The sequence below is a fragment of the Xanthobacter aminoxidans genome (assembly GCF_023571765.1).
In the GTDB taxonomy this organism is placed as follows: Bacteria; Pseudomonadota; Alphaproteobacteria; order Rhizobiales; family Xanthobacteraceae; genus Xanthobacter; species Xanthobacter aminoxidans.
On sequence record NZ_JAMJXC010000008.1, the window covers coordinates 1 to 14,984 of the forward strand.

The window sequence follows — 14,984 nt, forward strand, 5'->3', positions numbered from 1 at the left end:
GTTCAGGCTGGGTGTGTTCAAGCGGGCGGGGATCCGTGCCGGCTCACGGTCTTCAAGACCTGGGGCCCAACGATCTCCCGCCCGCTCCCATCCTGACACATCCCCAACACACAGGGGCCCAGCGCAAGGGTCCGCCGAAGGCGCTTCCGAACCTGACCGCTCCCAGGCATTGCCCGCTAGGCGGGAGTCTTGCTCTGGCCCCCGGATCAGCGCTCCGGCTCCGCCGTCGCTTGTCCGGGGAACCGACGGCCCCTCCTCCACGAGCCCCGGCATGACAAAACGCATATTGCGGCGCACGGACGGCCCCCGCCGACGCCCAATCATTACTTCGTGATCCATTAAGACAGCTGAACAAGTGCTGAATCTCCGGCGTCTCCCCACACCGGCACGGCACTGCGGCCACGCCCGAGCCGCCTTTCTTTTCAACATCATGCCCCGAAAACCGGCCCGCCTCGCAAATTGCGAAAGCGTGGCCGCATGTTTACGCTTCGGGAACGTCTTGTTCAGCCCCCATTAAGACAAGTAAAAATCCTTTTATTTCCGTGCTTTAGCAAAGTCTTCATCGGCACCTGCCATCTTCATCGAAGTTGGTTTGAGTAGCAGGTGCGTAGATATGACCGATGCCTATCGGCCGAGGGTCAAATATGTGATCGGGCCGGACGGGGGACCCCTGACCATCGCCGACCTGCCGCCGCCGGATACGCGGCGCTGGGTCATCCGCCGCAAGGCGGAGGTGGTGGCCGCCGTGCGCGGCGGGCTTCTCTCTCTCGAGGAAGCCTGCAAGCGCTACACCCTCACCGTGGACGAATTCCTCTCGTGGCAGGCCTCCATCGACCGCCACGGCCTGCCCGGCCTGCGCACCACGCGCATCCAGCACTACCGGCAGTAGTTGCCCGCTTTGACCACAGGCCCGTGAGCGCGGCTCCCGGGCCTTTGTTGCGCGCGCTCCCGCGACAGGAACGCCCCGCCTCAGCCGTGCATCAGCGCGGTGACGTGGGCGGCGGCGGAGGTGGCGAGGCCTTCGAGGTCGTAGCCGCCTTCTAGCAGCGAGACCACGCGGCCCTCGCACTTCTTGTCGGCGATCTCCATCAGCCGGCGCGTGATCCAGCCGAAATCGGTGTCCACGAGGCGCAGCGAGGCGAGCGGATCGCGCACGTGCGCGTCGAAGCCGGCCGAGATCAGGATCAGGTCCGGCGCGAACGAGGTGATGCGCGGCAGGATGCGCGTCTCCATCGCCTCCTTGAACACCGCGCCGTCGTCGCCCGAGCGCAGCGGGGCATTGACGATGGTGTTCACCGCGCCCGTCTCGCCCTGCGCCCCGGTGCCGGGATAGAGCGGCATCTCGTGGGTGGAGCAGTAGAGCACGCTGTCGTCGGCCCAGAAGATCTCCTGCGTGCCGTTGCCGTGATGGACGTCAAAATCCACGATGGCGACGCGCTGGAGGCCATATTTCGCCTGCGCATGCCGCGCCGCGATGGCCACCTGGTTCATCAGGCAGAAGCCCATGGGCTTGCGCGTCTCGCAATGGTGGCCGGGCGGGCGCATGGCGACGAAGGCGTTGGTGACCTTGCCTTCCATCACCTCGTCCACCGCGAAGCAGGCGCCGCCCACCGCACGCAGGGCCGCTTCCCAGCTGCCGGGCGAGAGGATGGTGTCGGAATCGATGCGCACCAGCCCGTCCTGCGGCACGGCCTCGCCCATGGCGTCCACGAAGTCGGCCGGATGCACGCGGATGATGTCCTCCCGCTCGCCGCGCGGCGCGAGATCGCGCACGAGATGGGCGAACTTTTCCTGCTCGAAGATGCGATCCAGCACGCGGAGCCGGTCAGCGCGCTCGGGGTGACCGGCAGGCGTTGCGTGGCTGAGACCAGCAGGATGGGTGACGAGCAGCGTGGACATGGATGGGAACGCCCTCCCTTGGCGCAATCTTTACGTTCTTTATTTTGCCATACCATATTCCAGCAGCACCGGGAGGATGTTGCGCCGGATCAAGACTATTGCCGCGCCGCGCCCCAATGGCCTCATCCCTTTGGGTGCGGCGCGGGCCAGGCGCGCGCTCTTAAGCCCGCGCGGCGCTTGAGCGAAGACAGCGCAAAACCCCGCGCGGCGCCTGAGCGAAAGCAGCGAAAAACTCAATTCCCGTCGAGGCGGCGAGAAAAGACGATGCGCGGCTCCTCCACATAGCCTTCGGCGGCATAGAAGCCGCGCACCTTCTCGTTGTCCGGGCGCACGAGGAGCATGAGCTTGGGGACGGCGCGGGCGCGCAGCCAATCCTCCACCGCGCGCAGCAGCGCCCGGCCGAGGCCCCGGCCCTGCAGGTCCGGCTCCACCGCGAGGTAATAGACCCAGCCTCGGTGCCCGTCGTGGCCCACCATGGCGGAGCCAAGAATGCGACCGCCGTCCCGCGCCACCAGGATGGTGGAATGCGGCCCGCGCCGGGCGAGCGCGATGTCGGCATGGGGATCGTTCCACGGCCGGGTCAGGCCCGCCCGCTCCCACAGCGCGGCCAGCGCCTCGGTGTCGGCGTCGGAGGCATGGCCGATGGCGATGGCGAGGCCGTCGATATCAATCGTCTGGGTGGTCATTGCGGCAACTCGCTCTGGGAGGGTCGGGGTGCGGCGGCGCGGGCGAGGCGGTCGGCGATGGCTTCGCCGAGCCCGTCCCGCGGCAGGGGAACGACGGCGATGGCGGCGACGCCCGCCGCATCGAGGCCGCGCAGGGCGCCATAGAGCCGGGCGGCTGCCTCGGTGAGGCTGCCCGAAGGGCTGAGGTCGAGGACAACAGCCGCGCGCGCGATGCCCGGCGGACGGGCGCCGGCGAAGGTGAGGAGCGCCTCACCGGGCATCACCTCGCCGGCGTCGAGCCGCAGGGCGGCGCGCGGGGCGTAATGGGAGGCGAGGCGGCCGGGGGCCGAAGGCGCGGCATCGCTGTGCGAGACGGGGACCAGCAACGGCCGGCCCAGCGCCGCCTCGATCTCCTCCCGCGCAAGCCCGCCGGGACGCAGCAGCACGGGATCGGCGCCGGTGCAGTCCACGATGGTCGATTCGACGCCCACCGGCGTCGGCCCGCCATCCAGCACCGCATGAATGCGGCCGGAGAGGTCGTCCATCACATGGCCGGCCTCGGTGGGGGAGACATGGCCGGAGCGGTTGGCGCTGGGGGCCACCACCGCACCGCCGAAGGCCGCGAGCAGCGCCCGCGCATCAGGATGGGACGGCACCCGGAGCGCCACCGTGTCGAGCCCGGCGCGGGCGAGGTCGCACACGCCGGCCCGGCCGGCGAACGGCACCACCAGAGTCAGCGGTCCGGGCCAGAAGCGCGCGGCCAGAAGCGCCGCGTCCGCGTTGAAGGCGCCGAGGCGGCGGGCGGCTTCGGCGTCCGCGGTGTGGGCGATGAGCGGGTTGAAGGCCGGGCGGCCCTTGGCGGCATAGAGGGCGGCCACCGCATCCGGGTTCGCGGCATCGGCGCCGAGGCCGTAGACCGTCTCGGTGGGGAAGGCCACCAGCCCGCCCGCCGCCAAAAGCCGCGCGGCCGCCTCCACGTCGCCCGGCATATGGGCGTCGAGGAGCCGGGTGGAGCCTTCGGGAGCGGTCACGGCCATGGCTTGAAACCCGCGCCCCCCGACCAATGGGTCAGGGCACGCCTCTTGACGTAAGAGGCCGGCGCCGCGATGTGGGAGACCGGCAATCGCCGTGCTTAGAGCGCGCCCGCCGGGAGCGGTCAAGCCGGCGCCCCAAAACCTCAAGGGAGGGTTCCGTGAGCTATCGCGCGCCGGTGGAAGAGATCTCCTATTTCCTCAAGACCTCCACCTCGCTCCCCGAGCTGATGGCCCAGGGGGTCGTCGACCTCTCCTTCGACGTGGTGGACGCCGTGCTCGACGAGGCCGGCAAGTTCGCCGGCTCCGTCGTCGCCCCCTTCGACCGCGTGGCGGACAAGCAGGGTTGCACCATCAAGGACGGTGCCGTGACGACGCCGGAAGGCATGCGCGCCGCCTATGAGGCCTGGACCGAGGCCGGCTGGTGCGGCGTCGCGGCCGAGGAGGAATTCGGCGGCCAGAACCTGCCCACCTCCGTCACCTCCGCGCTCACCGAATTCTGGAATGCCGCCTCCCCCGCCTTCGGCATCTGCGGGGTGCTCACCCTCGGCGCCATCGAGGCGCTCACCGCCCACGGCGCGCCGCAGCTTCAGCACATCTTCCTGCCGAAGATGGTGGCCGGCACCTGGACCGGCACCATGAACCTCACCGAGCCGCAGGCGGGCTCGGACCTTGCCGCGTTGCGCAGCAAGGCGGTGAAGCAGGCGGACGGCACCTACCGCATCTTCGGCACCAAGATTTTCATCACCTACGGCGAGCACGACATCGCCGAGAACATCGTCCACCTCGTGCTCGCCCGCCTGCCGGACGCGCCGGCCGGCACCCGGGGCATCTCCCTGTTCGTGGTGCCGAAGTTCCTGGTGAACGAAGACGGCAGCCTGGGCGCGCACAACGACGTGGTCTGCGCCGGCATCGAGCACAAGCTGGGCCTGCACGGCTCGCCCACCTGCACCATGACCTTCGGCGAGAAGGGCGAGGGCGCCATCGGCTACCTCGTGGGCGAGGAGAACCGGGGCCTCGCCTGCATGTTCACCATGATGAACAACGCCCGCCTCGCGGTGGGCGTGCAGGGCGTGGCGGTGGCCGAGCGCGCCACCCAGCGCGCCTTTGCCTATGCGAAGGATCGCAAGCAGGGCAAGGCGCCGGGCGTGGAGGGCTCCGCCCCCATCATCGCCCATCCGGACGTGAAGCGCATGCTGCTCACCATGCGCGCCGAGACCGACGCCGCCCGCGCGCTGTGCCTGAAGACCGCCGACGCGCTGGACCGCTCGCGCCTGCTGCCCGACCCCATCGCCCGCGCCGCCGCGCTGGCCGAGGCGAGCCTGCTGACCCCGGTGGCCAAGGCCTTCTCCACCGATGCCGGCATCGAGGTGTCGTCGCTGGGCATCCAGGTGCATGGCGGCATGGGCTATGTGGAGGAGACGGGCGCCGCCCAGCACCTGCGCGATGCCCGCATCTTCGCCATCTACGAGGGCACCAACGGCATCCAGGCCATCGATCTCGTCACCCGCAAGCTGACCCAGGAAGGCGGCGACGTGGTGAACGCGCTCATCGCCGACTATCGCGAGACGGCGGAGGAGGTCTCCGCCCTCAACGCGCCTGACTTCGGCCATGCCGGCCCCCGCCTCGCCGAGGCGGTGGATGCGCTCGGCCGGGCGACGCGGGTGATGCTGGATCGCGTCGCCGACGAGCCGGCCAAGGCGCTGGCCGCCGCGACCCCCTATCTCAGGCTCTATGCCCGCGCGGCCGGCGGCGCCTTCCTCGCCCGCACCGCCCTCGCCGCCTATGCCGAGCGCGCGGGCGGCGCCACCGATCCCCGCCTCGCCGCCCGCATCGCGGTGGCGCGCTTCTTCGCGGAGAACCTCGCGGTGGAGGCGAAGGGGCTGGAAGAGGCCGTCACCGGCGGCGCCGGCGGCGTGCTGGACGCGGAAGCGGTTCTGGCGATCGGCTGAGCCCGGTCTCTACTCCGGCGGGCGGCTGTCGGAGCGCAGGCCCGAGCGCGGCAGCATCTGGCGGCGTGGGGTCTCATGGGCGACGTCCTCGGCATTGCGGGGGGCAATGCCCACCGCGCGCCAGGTGCCGCGTCCCGCGTCCTTCGCCGCATAGAGGGCCGTGTCGGCCTCGGCGATGAGGGCGGCAGCATCCAGCGTGCGGTCGTCCGCCACCGCCATGCCGAGGGAGAAGGACGCGGGCAGCACCAGCCCTTCCACCTCCACCGGGCGCGAGAGGTGCTTGTGGAGGCGGTCCGCCATGGCGGCGAACTCTTCCCGGCTCTTGCCCGCGGCGATGATGGCGAACTCGTCGCCGCCATAGCGGGCCACGAGGTCGCCGGCGCGAATGGCCGATTGCAGCCGCCGCGCCGCAGTGGTCAGCAGCAGGTCGCCGGCCATGTGGCCGTGCTGGTCGTTGACCGACTTGAAATAATCGATGTCGATGAGAACCACGGCGAACAGCGCGCCGTCGCGCACGAGGCGGCGGCGCGCCTGCTCCAGCGCCCGGTCGAAGCCGGCGCGGTTGGAGAGGCCGGTGAGCGGATCGTGGGAGGCGGCGTGCTCCAGCGCGGCTTCCAGATGCTTGCGCTGGGAGATGTCGGTGACGGTGCCCACCGCCCGCGTCGGCCGTCCCGCCGGATCACGCTCGACGATCTTGCCGCGCACCAGCACCCACAGCCAGCTGCCGTTGCGGTGCCGTGCGCGCATCTCCGCCTGGAACAGGAGGTGTCGGCCCTCGGCATGGTCCTTCAGCGACTTGGCGACGGCGGGCAGGTCCTCCGGATGGACCATCTGGCTGTAGTCCGAGAGCCGCGTCGTCACGTGGTCGGGCTCGAGGCCGAGCATCCGGTGGGCGCGGGCGCTGAAGAACGCGGCGTCGGACGGCAGGTGCCAGTCCCAGATGCCGTCATTGGCGCCTTCCAGCGCATAGGCGAGGCGGCGGCGATCCTCCTGCACCTCGCGCTGCTGGCGGCTGCGCTGGGCCATGATGGCGGCGATCAGCAGCGCCGGCAGCATCACCAGCACGAGCCGCGCCTGCAGGCGCAGCATGGTGACAACGAGATCGGCCGAGGCCTGCGGCGGCGAGACCGGCTGCGGCCACACCTGGGCCATGCCCAGCCCCAGCACCGCGAGGGCATAGGCGCTGGAGGCGACCGCGGTGGCGAACAGGCCGAGGCGGAAGGCGAACCACAGGAGGATGGCGCCGCCGAGGTCGCGCAGCAGCGACTCGCCATAATAGGCGCTCGCGGCCAGCGTCGCGGCCAGCGTGAGGCTGGCGAAGGCCAGTTCCTCCTCGCGGGAGAATTTCGGGCGATTGCCCTCGGAGCCGCGCAGGCCCTCGTCCTCGGCGCGGCCGTGCCACAGCAGGAAGGGCGGCAGCAACAGCAGCACGCTCGCCATCTCGGGAATCCACCAGCGCAGCAGCAGCGGTCCGAACGTGCCGTTGGTCTCGAGGAATTCGACGAAGGCGGTGATGATGGCGCCCGGCAGCGTGCCGGCCACGGCGACCACGCCGAGGCTCACCACCATGGGCACGCTGCGCAGCGCGCCGCGCTCCATGCCCGCGCGCACGCAGCCCCAGCCCACCAGGGCGAAGGTCAGCGCGTTGGCGCAGCCGGTGGCCAGCGCCGAGCCGATGTCCTGCCCCTGCATCGACAGGTGGACGACCATGGAGACGAGGGCGACCACCGTCGCGAGCCGCCCCACCGCATCCCGGAACATGAGGAAATAGACACCCACCGCGAGCGCATTGGTGGGCCAGACCGCCGGATAGACGCCGAGCCGGCGCCCCAGCTCGGTGAAGGCGATGACGAGACCACCATAGAACAGGGCGAACAGGACGAGGTCGGTGAGAAGATCGACGACGGAGCCGCGCGGCTCAGGCGGGCCGTTGGGCGCCGCCGCATGCAGGGGGGCAGCCGTTTCCTGCGGCGGTGACGGCAGGCCGTCCGCTCCGGTGGGGCTGTCCTTGGCCTCGGGGACCGGCGGCTTCATCGTCGGCGGCCCCACAGGCTGCATGATGTACGGGCGCATCTCACCCTGATGAGGGCTGCCGGCCTTTCGAGCCGGCGCTGGATCACGGCGGAGGATCCCTCCTCTCCCCGTCGCGTGCACGACTTACGCGTCGGCCACTCTGCGTTTCAAGTGACATCGTGGCTTATGGGTTTCGCACGAATCGCAAAATGCAACAAACCGCGGTATCATGCGGTAGGTTCAACGGCCCGAGAAGCCGTCGAAGATGAAATCCGGCGCGCTGGTGTTGTGACGCGAGGGCACGAGGCGGCCGGCCCACAGCATGGAGACGTTCTGCCCGTCGGCGAAGGAGAGCACCGGCGCCTCGCCCATGAGGCCGCCGGCTCCGCCCTTGCCGGTGCCGAGGCTGCGCCACGCGACGCGGGCGACATCCGCATTCCCTTCCGTCACGTACATGGAGCGCAGGGCGGCGAAGGTGCCGGGCGGGGTGCCGTCGAGCTGGACCTCGAGGCGCAGCTCATCCGAGCCCACCTTGACCACCTGCATCCGCGCCTTGCCGCCGGCCGCGTAATGGAGCGTGAAGGTGCGGGTCTGCGGGGTAAAGCCGACCTCCTTCAGCCGCACGATGGGCCGTTCCGCCTGCTCCACCGGCCCGACGAGGAAGGAGGAGCCATAGGCGGTATCGCGCATGTGGGCCGGCGACATGGGGCGGGCGCGCATGTAGCCGTCCGGCGGGTAGATCACCAGCACCTCCTCGGCCTTGCCGTCCACGCGCATCCAGAGCTGCACCATGTGCAGGCCCTGCGTCACGTCTCCGCCGATGCGGACGGGCACCGTAGCGGCGCGCCAGAAGGAGGGAAAGATGAAGCCGGTCAGCCACATGTCCGGCGTTTCGAAGATGGTGATTCGCTTCGGCGCGGCGGGGGAGGCGGCGGCGGGATTGGCACCCGGCTTGGCGGCGGCGGAGGGCGGCAGCGGCGCCTTCGCATCGGCCGGCACCACCGGGTCGCCGGACATGTCGCAGGTTTCCCAGTCCGGCGCGGTGTTGTCGGCCAGGAGCATGCCCACATAGGCGGGGTGCCGGACGCTGATGTTGAACTTCTGCACGTCGTCCGACACCAGCTTCAGCGTCACATTGTCGGTCTCGGCGCAGGTGGCATTCACACTCTCGTTGCGCACCGTGACGCCGAGGGGTTCCGCGCCTGCCGATGCGACCGCCAGAACGGTGGCGGCGAAGCCGGCAAGAAGCGCAGCGGCCAGCTTGGCGCGGGCGGGCATGGAGGTGCCGCGCGAAACGCTGGGATCGAAGGCAGGCATCACGTTCTCCGCAACTCGGTCGGCCGGGGTTGCGCGGACCTTAGCAGCGCGATCCACCGGCGGGAAAGCGCGACCTCTCCCCGCGGCAGCATTCTGGCCGGCGGCGCAGGCGCGAGATGACGTAAGGGAAATTCTATAGCGCCCACCCCTCGCAAATCCCGCCGCCCCTCCCATATGTCCGTCGGCACACGCAGCGGTGCGTAAGTCACCGCGCGGGAGGATCGAGGACAGATGTCTAGATTTCGCAAGGGTTCGTGGATGGGTTCGCGCAAGGCTTCCGGGATGGTGGCGGTGGCCGTGGCGCTGGGGCTGAGCCTCGTCGTCGCCGATCAGGCAGACGCCCGGCAGGGCGGCTCCTTCGGCAGCCGCGGCACCCGGACCTACACGACGCCGGCCCCGACCCAGACCGCGCCGAGCACCGCGGCGCCCATCCAGCGCTCCACCACGCCCCAGCCCGGCCCGCAGGCCACCAATCCCGGTGCCCGGCCGCAGACGGCGGCGCGCCCCTCCATGTTCGGCAACGGCTTCGGCGGCGCGCTGATGCGCGGCCTGCTCATCGGCGGCCTCGTGGGCATGCTGTTCGGCGGCGGCCTCGGCGGCATGGCCGGCATTCTGGGCCTGCTGCTGCAGGTGGCCCTCATCGGCGGCGCCATCTATCTCGTGATGCGCTTCCTGCGCAGCCGGAACCCCACCCCCGCCGCCGCCGGCTACGGCCGCTCCATGGCGGGCGGACCGATGCCCGGCGGGCCTTTGTCCGGTCAACCCACGGCCGGCTACGGCGTGGGTGGCGGAATGGGCGGAGGAATGGCCGGGGGCTCCGTGCCGCCCCAGCCCAACGCCGCGCCCGCGGCCCGTGGCGGCAAGACCGACGAGATCGGCGTGCAACCGGCTGACCTCGACACGTTCGAGCGCCTGCTCGCCACCATCCAGACCGCCTTTTCCCGCGAGGACCAGGGCGAGCTGAAGGCCAACACCACGCCGGAAATGTTCGGCTTCCTGGGCGACGAGCTGCGCGCCAATGCGGAGAAGGGCCTGCGCAATCAGGTCTCCGACGTGAAGCTCCTGCAGGGCGACGTGGCCGAGGCCTGGCGCGAGGGCATGCGCGACTACGCCACCGTGGCCATGCGCTACGCCATCAAGGACCAGATGGTGGATCGCGCCACCGGCCGCGTCGTCTCCGGCAATCCCGGCGTCGGCGAGACCACGGAAATCTGGACCTTCGTGCGCGAGCGCGGTCCCTTCGGCGCCGGCCCGTGGCTGCTCAGCGCCGTTCAGGAAACCTGAGCCGAGCCGCTTCAACGGAGCCGCTTTCGCCCTCCCCGCGAATTCAGAATTTACATCCGCCCGGGTCCACCCCCGGGCGGAACGCGCTATAAGGCGCCCATGCCGAACGTCATCACCGTCTCAGGCCTCAGTAAGACCTACGCCACGGGTCACACGGCCCTGAACAATGTCTCGCTGGACATCCGGCGCGGCGAGATCTTCGCCCTTCTCGGCCCCAACGGCGCGGGCAAGACCACCCTCATCTCCATCGTCTGCGGCCTCGTGAAGCCCACCGCCGGCACCGTCACGGTGTCCGGCTTCGACATCGTCTCCCAGTATCGCGAGACCCGCTCGCGCATCGGCCTCGTGCCGCAGGAGCTGACCGCCGAAGCCTTCGAGAGCGTGTTCGCGACAGTGAGCTTCTCCCGCGGCCTGTTCGGCAAGAAGCCCGACCCCGCCTATGTGGAGAAGGTCATCCGCAGCCTCTCCCTCTGGGAGAAGCGCGACTCCCGCATCATGACCCTCTCGGGCGGCATGAAGCGGCGCGTGCTCATCGCCAAGGCGCTGGCCCATGAGCCGGAGGTGCTGTTCCTCGACGAGCCCTCCGCTGGCGTGGATGTGGAACTCAGGCGCGACATGTGGCGCCTCGTGCGCGAGCTGCGCGATTCCGGCGTCACCATCATCCTCACCACCCACTATCTGGAAGAGGCCGAGGAGATGGCCGACCGGGTGGGCGTCATCAATCGCGGCGAGCTGATCCTCGTGGAGGAAAAGGCCGCGCTGATGAAGACGCTGGGCAAGAAGAAGCTCTCCGTGGAACTCTCCGCGCCGCTGGCCACCATCCCGGCGCGCCTTGCCCCGTTCAACCTGACGCTCTCCGATGGCGGCGGCTGCCTGACCTACACCTATGCCACGACCCCCGACGGCGCCGAGGGCCGCGACCACGGCATCGCCGACGTGCTGGAGGCGCTGGCCGCCGAGGGCATCGCCTTCCGCGATCTCCACACGCAGCAAAGCTCGCTCGAGGACATCTTCGTCAGCCTGGTGAGGCGCTCGTGAATCTTCAAGCCATCCGCGCCATCTACACCTACGAGATGAACCGCACGCGCCGCACCATCGGCCAGAGCATCGTCTCGCCCGTGCTCTCCACCTCGCTCTATTTCGTGGTGTTCGGCTCGGCCATCGGCTCGCGCATGTCGGAGGTGGGGGGCGTGCCCTACGGCGCCTTCATCGTGCCCGGCCTGATGATGCTGACGCTGCTGACCCAATCCATCAGCAACGCGGCCTTCGCCATCTACTTCCCGCGCTTCACCGGCACCATCTACGAGCTGCTCTCCGCCCCGGTCTCGCCGTTCGAGATCGTCGCGGGCTATGTGGGCGCGGCGGCGACGAAATCCGTGCTGCTCGGGCTCATCATCCTCGCCACGGCCGCGTTGTTCGTGCCCATGGAGGTGCGGCATCCGTTCTGGATGCTGACCTTCCTGGTGCTCACCGCCGTCACCTTCTCGCTGTTCGGCTTCATCATCGGCATCTGGGCGGACGGGTTCGAGCGCTTGCAGCTCATCCCCATGCTGGTCATCACGCCCCTCACCTTCCTCGGCGGCACCTTCTATTCGCTGGAGATGCTGCCGCCGGTGTGGCGCACCATCACCTTGTTCAACCCGGTCGTCTATCTGGTCGCGGGCTTCCGCTGGAGCTTCTTCGGCACGTCCGACGTGCGGGTGGAGGTGAGCGCGGCCATGACCCTCGCCTTCCTCATCGCCTGCCTCCTCATCGTGCGCTGGATGTTCCGCACCGGCTACCGGCTGAAGAGCTGATCCCCAAGAGGCCCCCCATGTCCGAAGACTTTGCCCGCCCCACCTACAAGGCGTTCACCGAGCGCGCGCCGGATATCTATGCCGGCCTCGCCGCCCTCACCAAGGGCGTGGACGCCACCGGCCTCGACAAGGGCCTGACCGAGCTGGTGAAGGTGCGCGCCTCGCAGCTCAACGGCTGCGCCTTCTGCCTGAAGTTCCATCTCGGGGTCGCCCGCAAGGCCGGCGTCGCGCAGGAGAAGCTGGACCTGCTGGCGGCCTGGGAGGAGGCGACGGCGTTCTCCGAGCGCGAAAAGGCCGCGCTGGCCTGGACCGAGGAGCTGACGCTGCTCGGCACCGGCGCGGCCTCACAGGACGCCTGGGAGGCGGTGCTGGAGGAATTCTCGGCGGACGAGGCGATGTTCCTCACCGTCGCGATCGCCACCATCAACGCCTGGAACCGGATCGGCATCGCCTTCAATTTCGAGGCGTGAGGGGAAGAATCTGCCAGGGCTGACAGAGCGCCGGTCGATACCCTCACTTCCGTCATGGCCGGGCTTGTCCCGGCCATCCACGTCGGGCCGCAGGGGACCAAGTCAGCGATTCACTTCCGGCCGGACCACGTGGATGCCCGGCACGAGGCCGGGCATGACGCTTGTTGGGGCCGTGAGCGCTGTTCAGAAGCTCTACCGCCTCACATCCCGCCCATGCAGACGTACTTGATGTTCAGGTAGTCGTCGCAGCCGTACTTGGAGCCCTCGCGGCCGACGCCGCTCTCCTTCACGCCGCCGAAGGGCGCCACCTCGGTGGTGATGACGCCGGCATTCACGCCCACCTGCCCATACTGCAACTGCTCGGAGACGCGGAAGGCGCGGCCGAGGTCCTTGGTGAAGAAGTAGCAGGCGAGGCCGTATTCGGTGTCGTTGGCGTAGGAGACGGCCTGTTCCTCCGTCTCGAACTTGAACAGCGGCGCCAGCGGGCCGAAGATCTCGTCGCGGGCGAAGGCCATGTCCTGCGTGGCGTTGGCGAGCACGGTGGGCTCGAAGAAGGTGCCGCCCAGCGCCGGCTGCTTGCCGCCGGTGAGCACGGTGGCGCCCTTGTCGAGGGCATCCTTCAGCAGCCGCTCCACCTTGGCCAGCGCCCGCGTGTCGATCAGCGGGCCGGCCACCACGCCCGCGTCCACGCCATTGCCCACCTTCAGCTGCTTCGAGGCCTCGGCGAACTTCGCGGCGAAGGCGTCATAGATGCCCGCCTGCACATAGAAGCGGTTGGCGCAGACGCAGGTCTGGCCCACGTTGCGATACTTGGAGGCGATGGCCTGCTCCACCGCGAGGTCGAGGTCGGCGTCGTCGAACACGAGGAAGGGCGCGTTGCCGCCCAGCTCCAGCGACACCTTCTTCATGGTCTCGGCGGACTGCTTCATCAGCAGCTTGCCCACGGGGGTCGAGCCGGTGAACGTGACCTTCTTGACCGCCGGGTTGGAGGTCATCTCGCCGCCGATGGCCGGGGCATCGCCCACCACGATGTTGACCACGCCGGCCGGAATGCCGGCCATCTCCGCCAGTACGCCCCAGGCGAGGCCCGAATAGGGGGTCAGTTCGGAGGGCTTGCACACCACGGTGCAGCCCGCCGCCAGCGCCGCGCCGATCTTGCGCGAGAGCATGGAGGAGGGGAAATTCCACGGCGTCACCGCCGCGCACACGCCCACCGGCTCCTTGGTCACGAGGATGCGGCGGTTGGGCCACGGCGAGGGGATGACGTCGCCATAGAGGCGGCGGGCCTCCTCGGCGAACCAGCGCACATAGGCGGCGGAGCCACCGACCTCGCCCTTGGCCTCGGCCAGCGGCTTGCCCTGCTCGGTGGTGAGGATGAGCGCCAGCTCGTCGGCATTCTGTGTGATGAGGTCGGCGAGCTTGTGCAGCTTGGCCGCGCGCTCGGCGGCGGTGGTGGCGCGCCAGGTCTTGAAGGCCTCGGCTGCGGCCGCGATGGCGCGGCGCGTCTCGGCGGCGCCGGCCTTCGGAATGGTGCCGATGATCGCGCCCGTGGCCGGATTGTTGACCTCGATGGTCTCGCCGCCATCGGCATCCACCCACGCCCCGCCGATCAGCATCTTGTCGCGCAGCAGGGTGAAATGGTGGGGCTCGGACGTGAAGGCGGGCTGGGTGGCGGCCATGGACATGCTCCTTGGGTCTTGCTGCCTCCGGCCGTGGCATGCCGGAGGGCGCGCGCTCGTACCGGGCGCGGCGGCGCCCGTGGGATATACGATCAGCCGGGACCGGACCAGTGGGTCGGTATCAGCGCACGCAGATGTTCAGCGCACGCAGGTGATGGAGTGGAAGGGCACGATCTGCTCCTTCTGCCCGATCCCCACCGCCACCTGGCAGCGCAGATAATCCTTGCCGACGCTCAAAGGGGCAAAGCCGGTGATGGTGTTGCCGCCGACCACCTGGATGATGATGGCCTGACCTTCCTTGTGGCCGACGATGTCGAGCACGGCCTGGCGGAAATCGTCTTCCTTGTTCTGGCACTGCATCGCGTCCCTCCCGTGGGGAACCGGGCGCTCTCTTCCTTGGAGTAAGAGGGCGATTCACCGATCAAGTTGTTTCAACTTGATCGGATCGCGCTCTTCCGGCCCGGCGGACCGGCGCGCCTCTGGGAACTATAACGCCGCTTCGGCCGATCCGGTCATGCTCTAAACGCATGCGACATGCGGCGGCCATCTCCCGTTGATCCGCGTCAAGGGCGCCGTTGGGGAAGGGGCTAGAAGTTGAGCGTCTGCCCGCGGGAGCTTTGTCATGCTCAAGATCGCGATTCTCGTCTGGCTCGTGCTTGCCACCACTTTTGCGGGTGCTGCGGTGCTGGCCGTCCTGTCCATCCCTTCGCTGGCCGGGCAGGACATGCGCCTCATCCCCATCGCTGCCGGTGTCGGCGCGGTCGTGGCCATTCCGTTCGCGCTCATCATCGCCAAGCGCATCCTGGCGCTGACGGCGACAAAGGCCTGAGCGGCGCCGGGCGACGTTTCACACCGCGGAGGCGGCAGTTGACCGCCCC

14 protein-coding genes are annotated in these 14,984 nt (G+C 69.3%); 7 read left to right on the forward strand and 7 right to left on the reverse strand.

The features are described 5' to 3' along the window. Positions 1-613: 613 nt before the first annotated feature. Positions 614-889: a CtrA inhibitor SciP gene (sciP, locus tag EJ105_RS13600; protein WP_012113328.1), complete on the forward strand. Its 276-nt coding sequence runs from the start codon at positions 614-616 to the stop codon at positions 887-889. Positions 890-969: 80 nt separating this feature from the next. Here sciP and EJ105_RS13605 read toward each other — a convergent pair whose 3' ends face one another. The 3 genes from EJ105_RS13605 to EJ105_RS13615 all read right to left on the reverse strand — a co-directional run bounded on the left by EJ105_RS13605 (position 970) and on the right by EJ105_RS13615 (position 3,601). Then, entirely contained in the window at positions 970-1,899 is a 930-nt protein-coding gene (locus EJ105_RS13605) for a histone deacetylase family protein (protein WP_029557645.1), read from the reverse strand. A 233-nt stretch (positions 1,900-2,132) separates the two neighbouring features. Continuing rightward, the gene (locus EJ105_RS13610; RefSeq protein WP_250166744.1) at positions 2,133-2,585 is read right to left on the reverse strand and encodes a GNAT family acetyltransferase; all 453 of its coding nucleotides are present in this window, start codon (positions 2,583-2,585) and stop codon (positions 2,133-2,135) included. Continuing rightward, entirely contained in the window at positions 2,582-3,601 is a 1,020-nt protein-coding gene (locus EJ105_RS13615; RefSeq protein WP_250166745.1) for an L-threonylcarbamoyladenylate synthase, read from the reverse strand. Before EJ105_RS13615 ends, EJ105_RS13610 begins: the two co-directional genes overlap by 4 nt. Before the next feature lie 155 nt (positions 3,602-3,756). Between EJ105_RS13615 and EJ105_RS13620 the strand changes: the two genes are divergently transcribed. Then, entirely contained in the window at positions 3,757-5,547 is a 1,791-nt protein-coding gene (locus EJ105_RS13620; RefSeq protein WP_250166746.1) for an acyl-CoA dehydrogenase family protein, read from the forward strand. Positions 5,548-5,556: 9 nt separating this feature from the next. Here the strand turns inward: EJ105_RS13620 and EJ105_RS13625 are convergent, their stop codons facing one another. Then, positions 5,557-7,581, reverse strand: a complete 2,025-nt coding sequence (locus EJ105_RS13625) for a diguanylate cyclase domain-containing protein (RefSeq protein ID WP_250166747.1) — start codon at positions 7,579-7,581, stop codon at positions 5,557-5,559. Positions 7,582-7,800: 219 nt separating this feature from the next. Next, on the reverse strand, positions 7,801-8,877 hold the full coding sequence (locus EJ105_RS13630) for a hypothetical protein (protein WP_250166748.1): 1,077 nt from the start codon (positions 8,875-8,877) through the stop codon (positions 7,801-7,803). Between the two features lie 258 nt (positions 8,878-9,135). Here EJ105_RS13630 and EJ105_RS13635 point away from each other — a divergent pair, with 258 nt between their 5' ends. The 4 genes from EJ105_RS13635 to EJ105_RS13650 all read left to right on the forward strand — a co-directional run bounded on the left by EJ105_RS13635 (position 9,136) and on the right by EJ105_RS13650 (position 12,427). Beyond that, positions 9,136-10,161 (forward strand): TIM44-like domain-containing protein, encoded by a 1,026-nt coding sequence (locus EJ105_RS13635; RefSeq protein WP_250166749.1) that lies wholly within the window; start codon positions 9,136-9,138, stop codon positions 10,159-10,161. A gap of 99 nt (positions 10,162-10,260) precedes the next feature. Next, positions 10,261-11,199, forward strand: coding sequence for an ABC transporter ATP-binding protein (locus EJ105_RS13640; protein WP_250166750.1), 939 nt, complete (start codon positions 10,261-10,263; stop codon positions 11,197-11,199). Beyond that, on the forward strand, positions 11,196-11,957 hold the full coding sequence (locus tag EJ105_RS13645; RefSeq protein ID WP_029557637.1) for an ABC transporter permease: 762 nt from the start codon (positions 11,196-11,198) through the stop codon (positions 11,955-11,957). Before EJ105_RS13640 ends, EJ105_RS13645 begins: the two co-directional genes overlap by 4 nt. Positions 11,958-11,974: 17 nt before the next feature. Beyond that, positions 11,975-12,427 carry a carboxymuconolactone decarboxylase family protein gene (locus EJ105_RS13650; RefSeq protein WP_250166751.1) on the forward strand — a complete coding sequence of 151 codons (453 nt, stop codon included), beginning with the start codon at positions 11,975-11,977 and terminating at the stop codon, positions 12,425-12,427. Between the two features lie 200 nt (positions 12,428-12,627). On the opposite strand, the gene EJ105_RS13655 is transcribed toward EJ105_RS13650, so the two are convergent. Both EJ105_RS13655 and EJ105_RS13660 read right to left on the reverse strand, forming a co-directional pair. Next, a complete protein-coding gene (locus EJ105_RS13655) occupies positions 12,628-14,106 on the reverse strand; it encodes an NAD-dependent succinate-semialdehyde dehydrogenase (RefSeq protein ID WP_374250751.1) in 1,479 nt (492 codons plus the stop codon). Positions 14,107-14,244: 138 nt separating this feature from the next. Then, positions 14,245-14,466 (reverse strand): hypothetical protein, encoded by a 222-nt coding sequence (locus EJ105_RS13660; RefSeq protein ID WP_024279974.1) that lies wholly within the window; start codon positions 14,464-14,466, stop codon positions 14,245-14,247. 262 nt (positions 14,467-14,728) lie between these two features. Here EJ105_RS13660 and EJ105_RS13665 point away from each other — a divergent pair, with 262 nt between their 5' ends. Next, the gene (locus EJ105_RS13665) at positions 14,729-14,935 is read left to right on the forward strand and encodes a hypothetical protein (protein WP_029557634.1); all 207 of its coding nucleotides are present in this window, start codon (positions 14,729-14,731) and stop codon (positions 14,933-14,935) included. Positions 14,936-14,984: the final 49 nt, after the last annotated feature.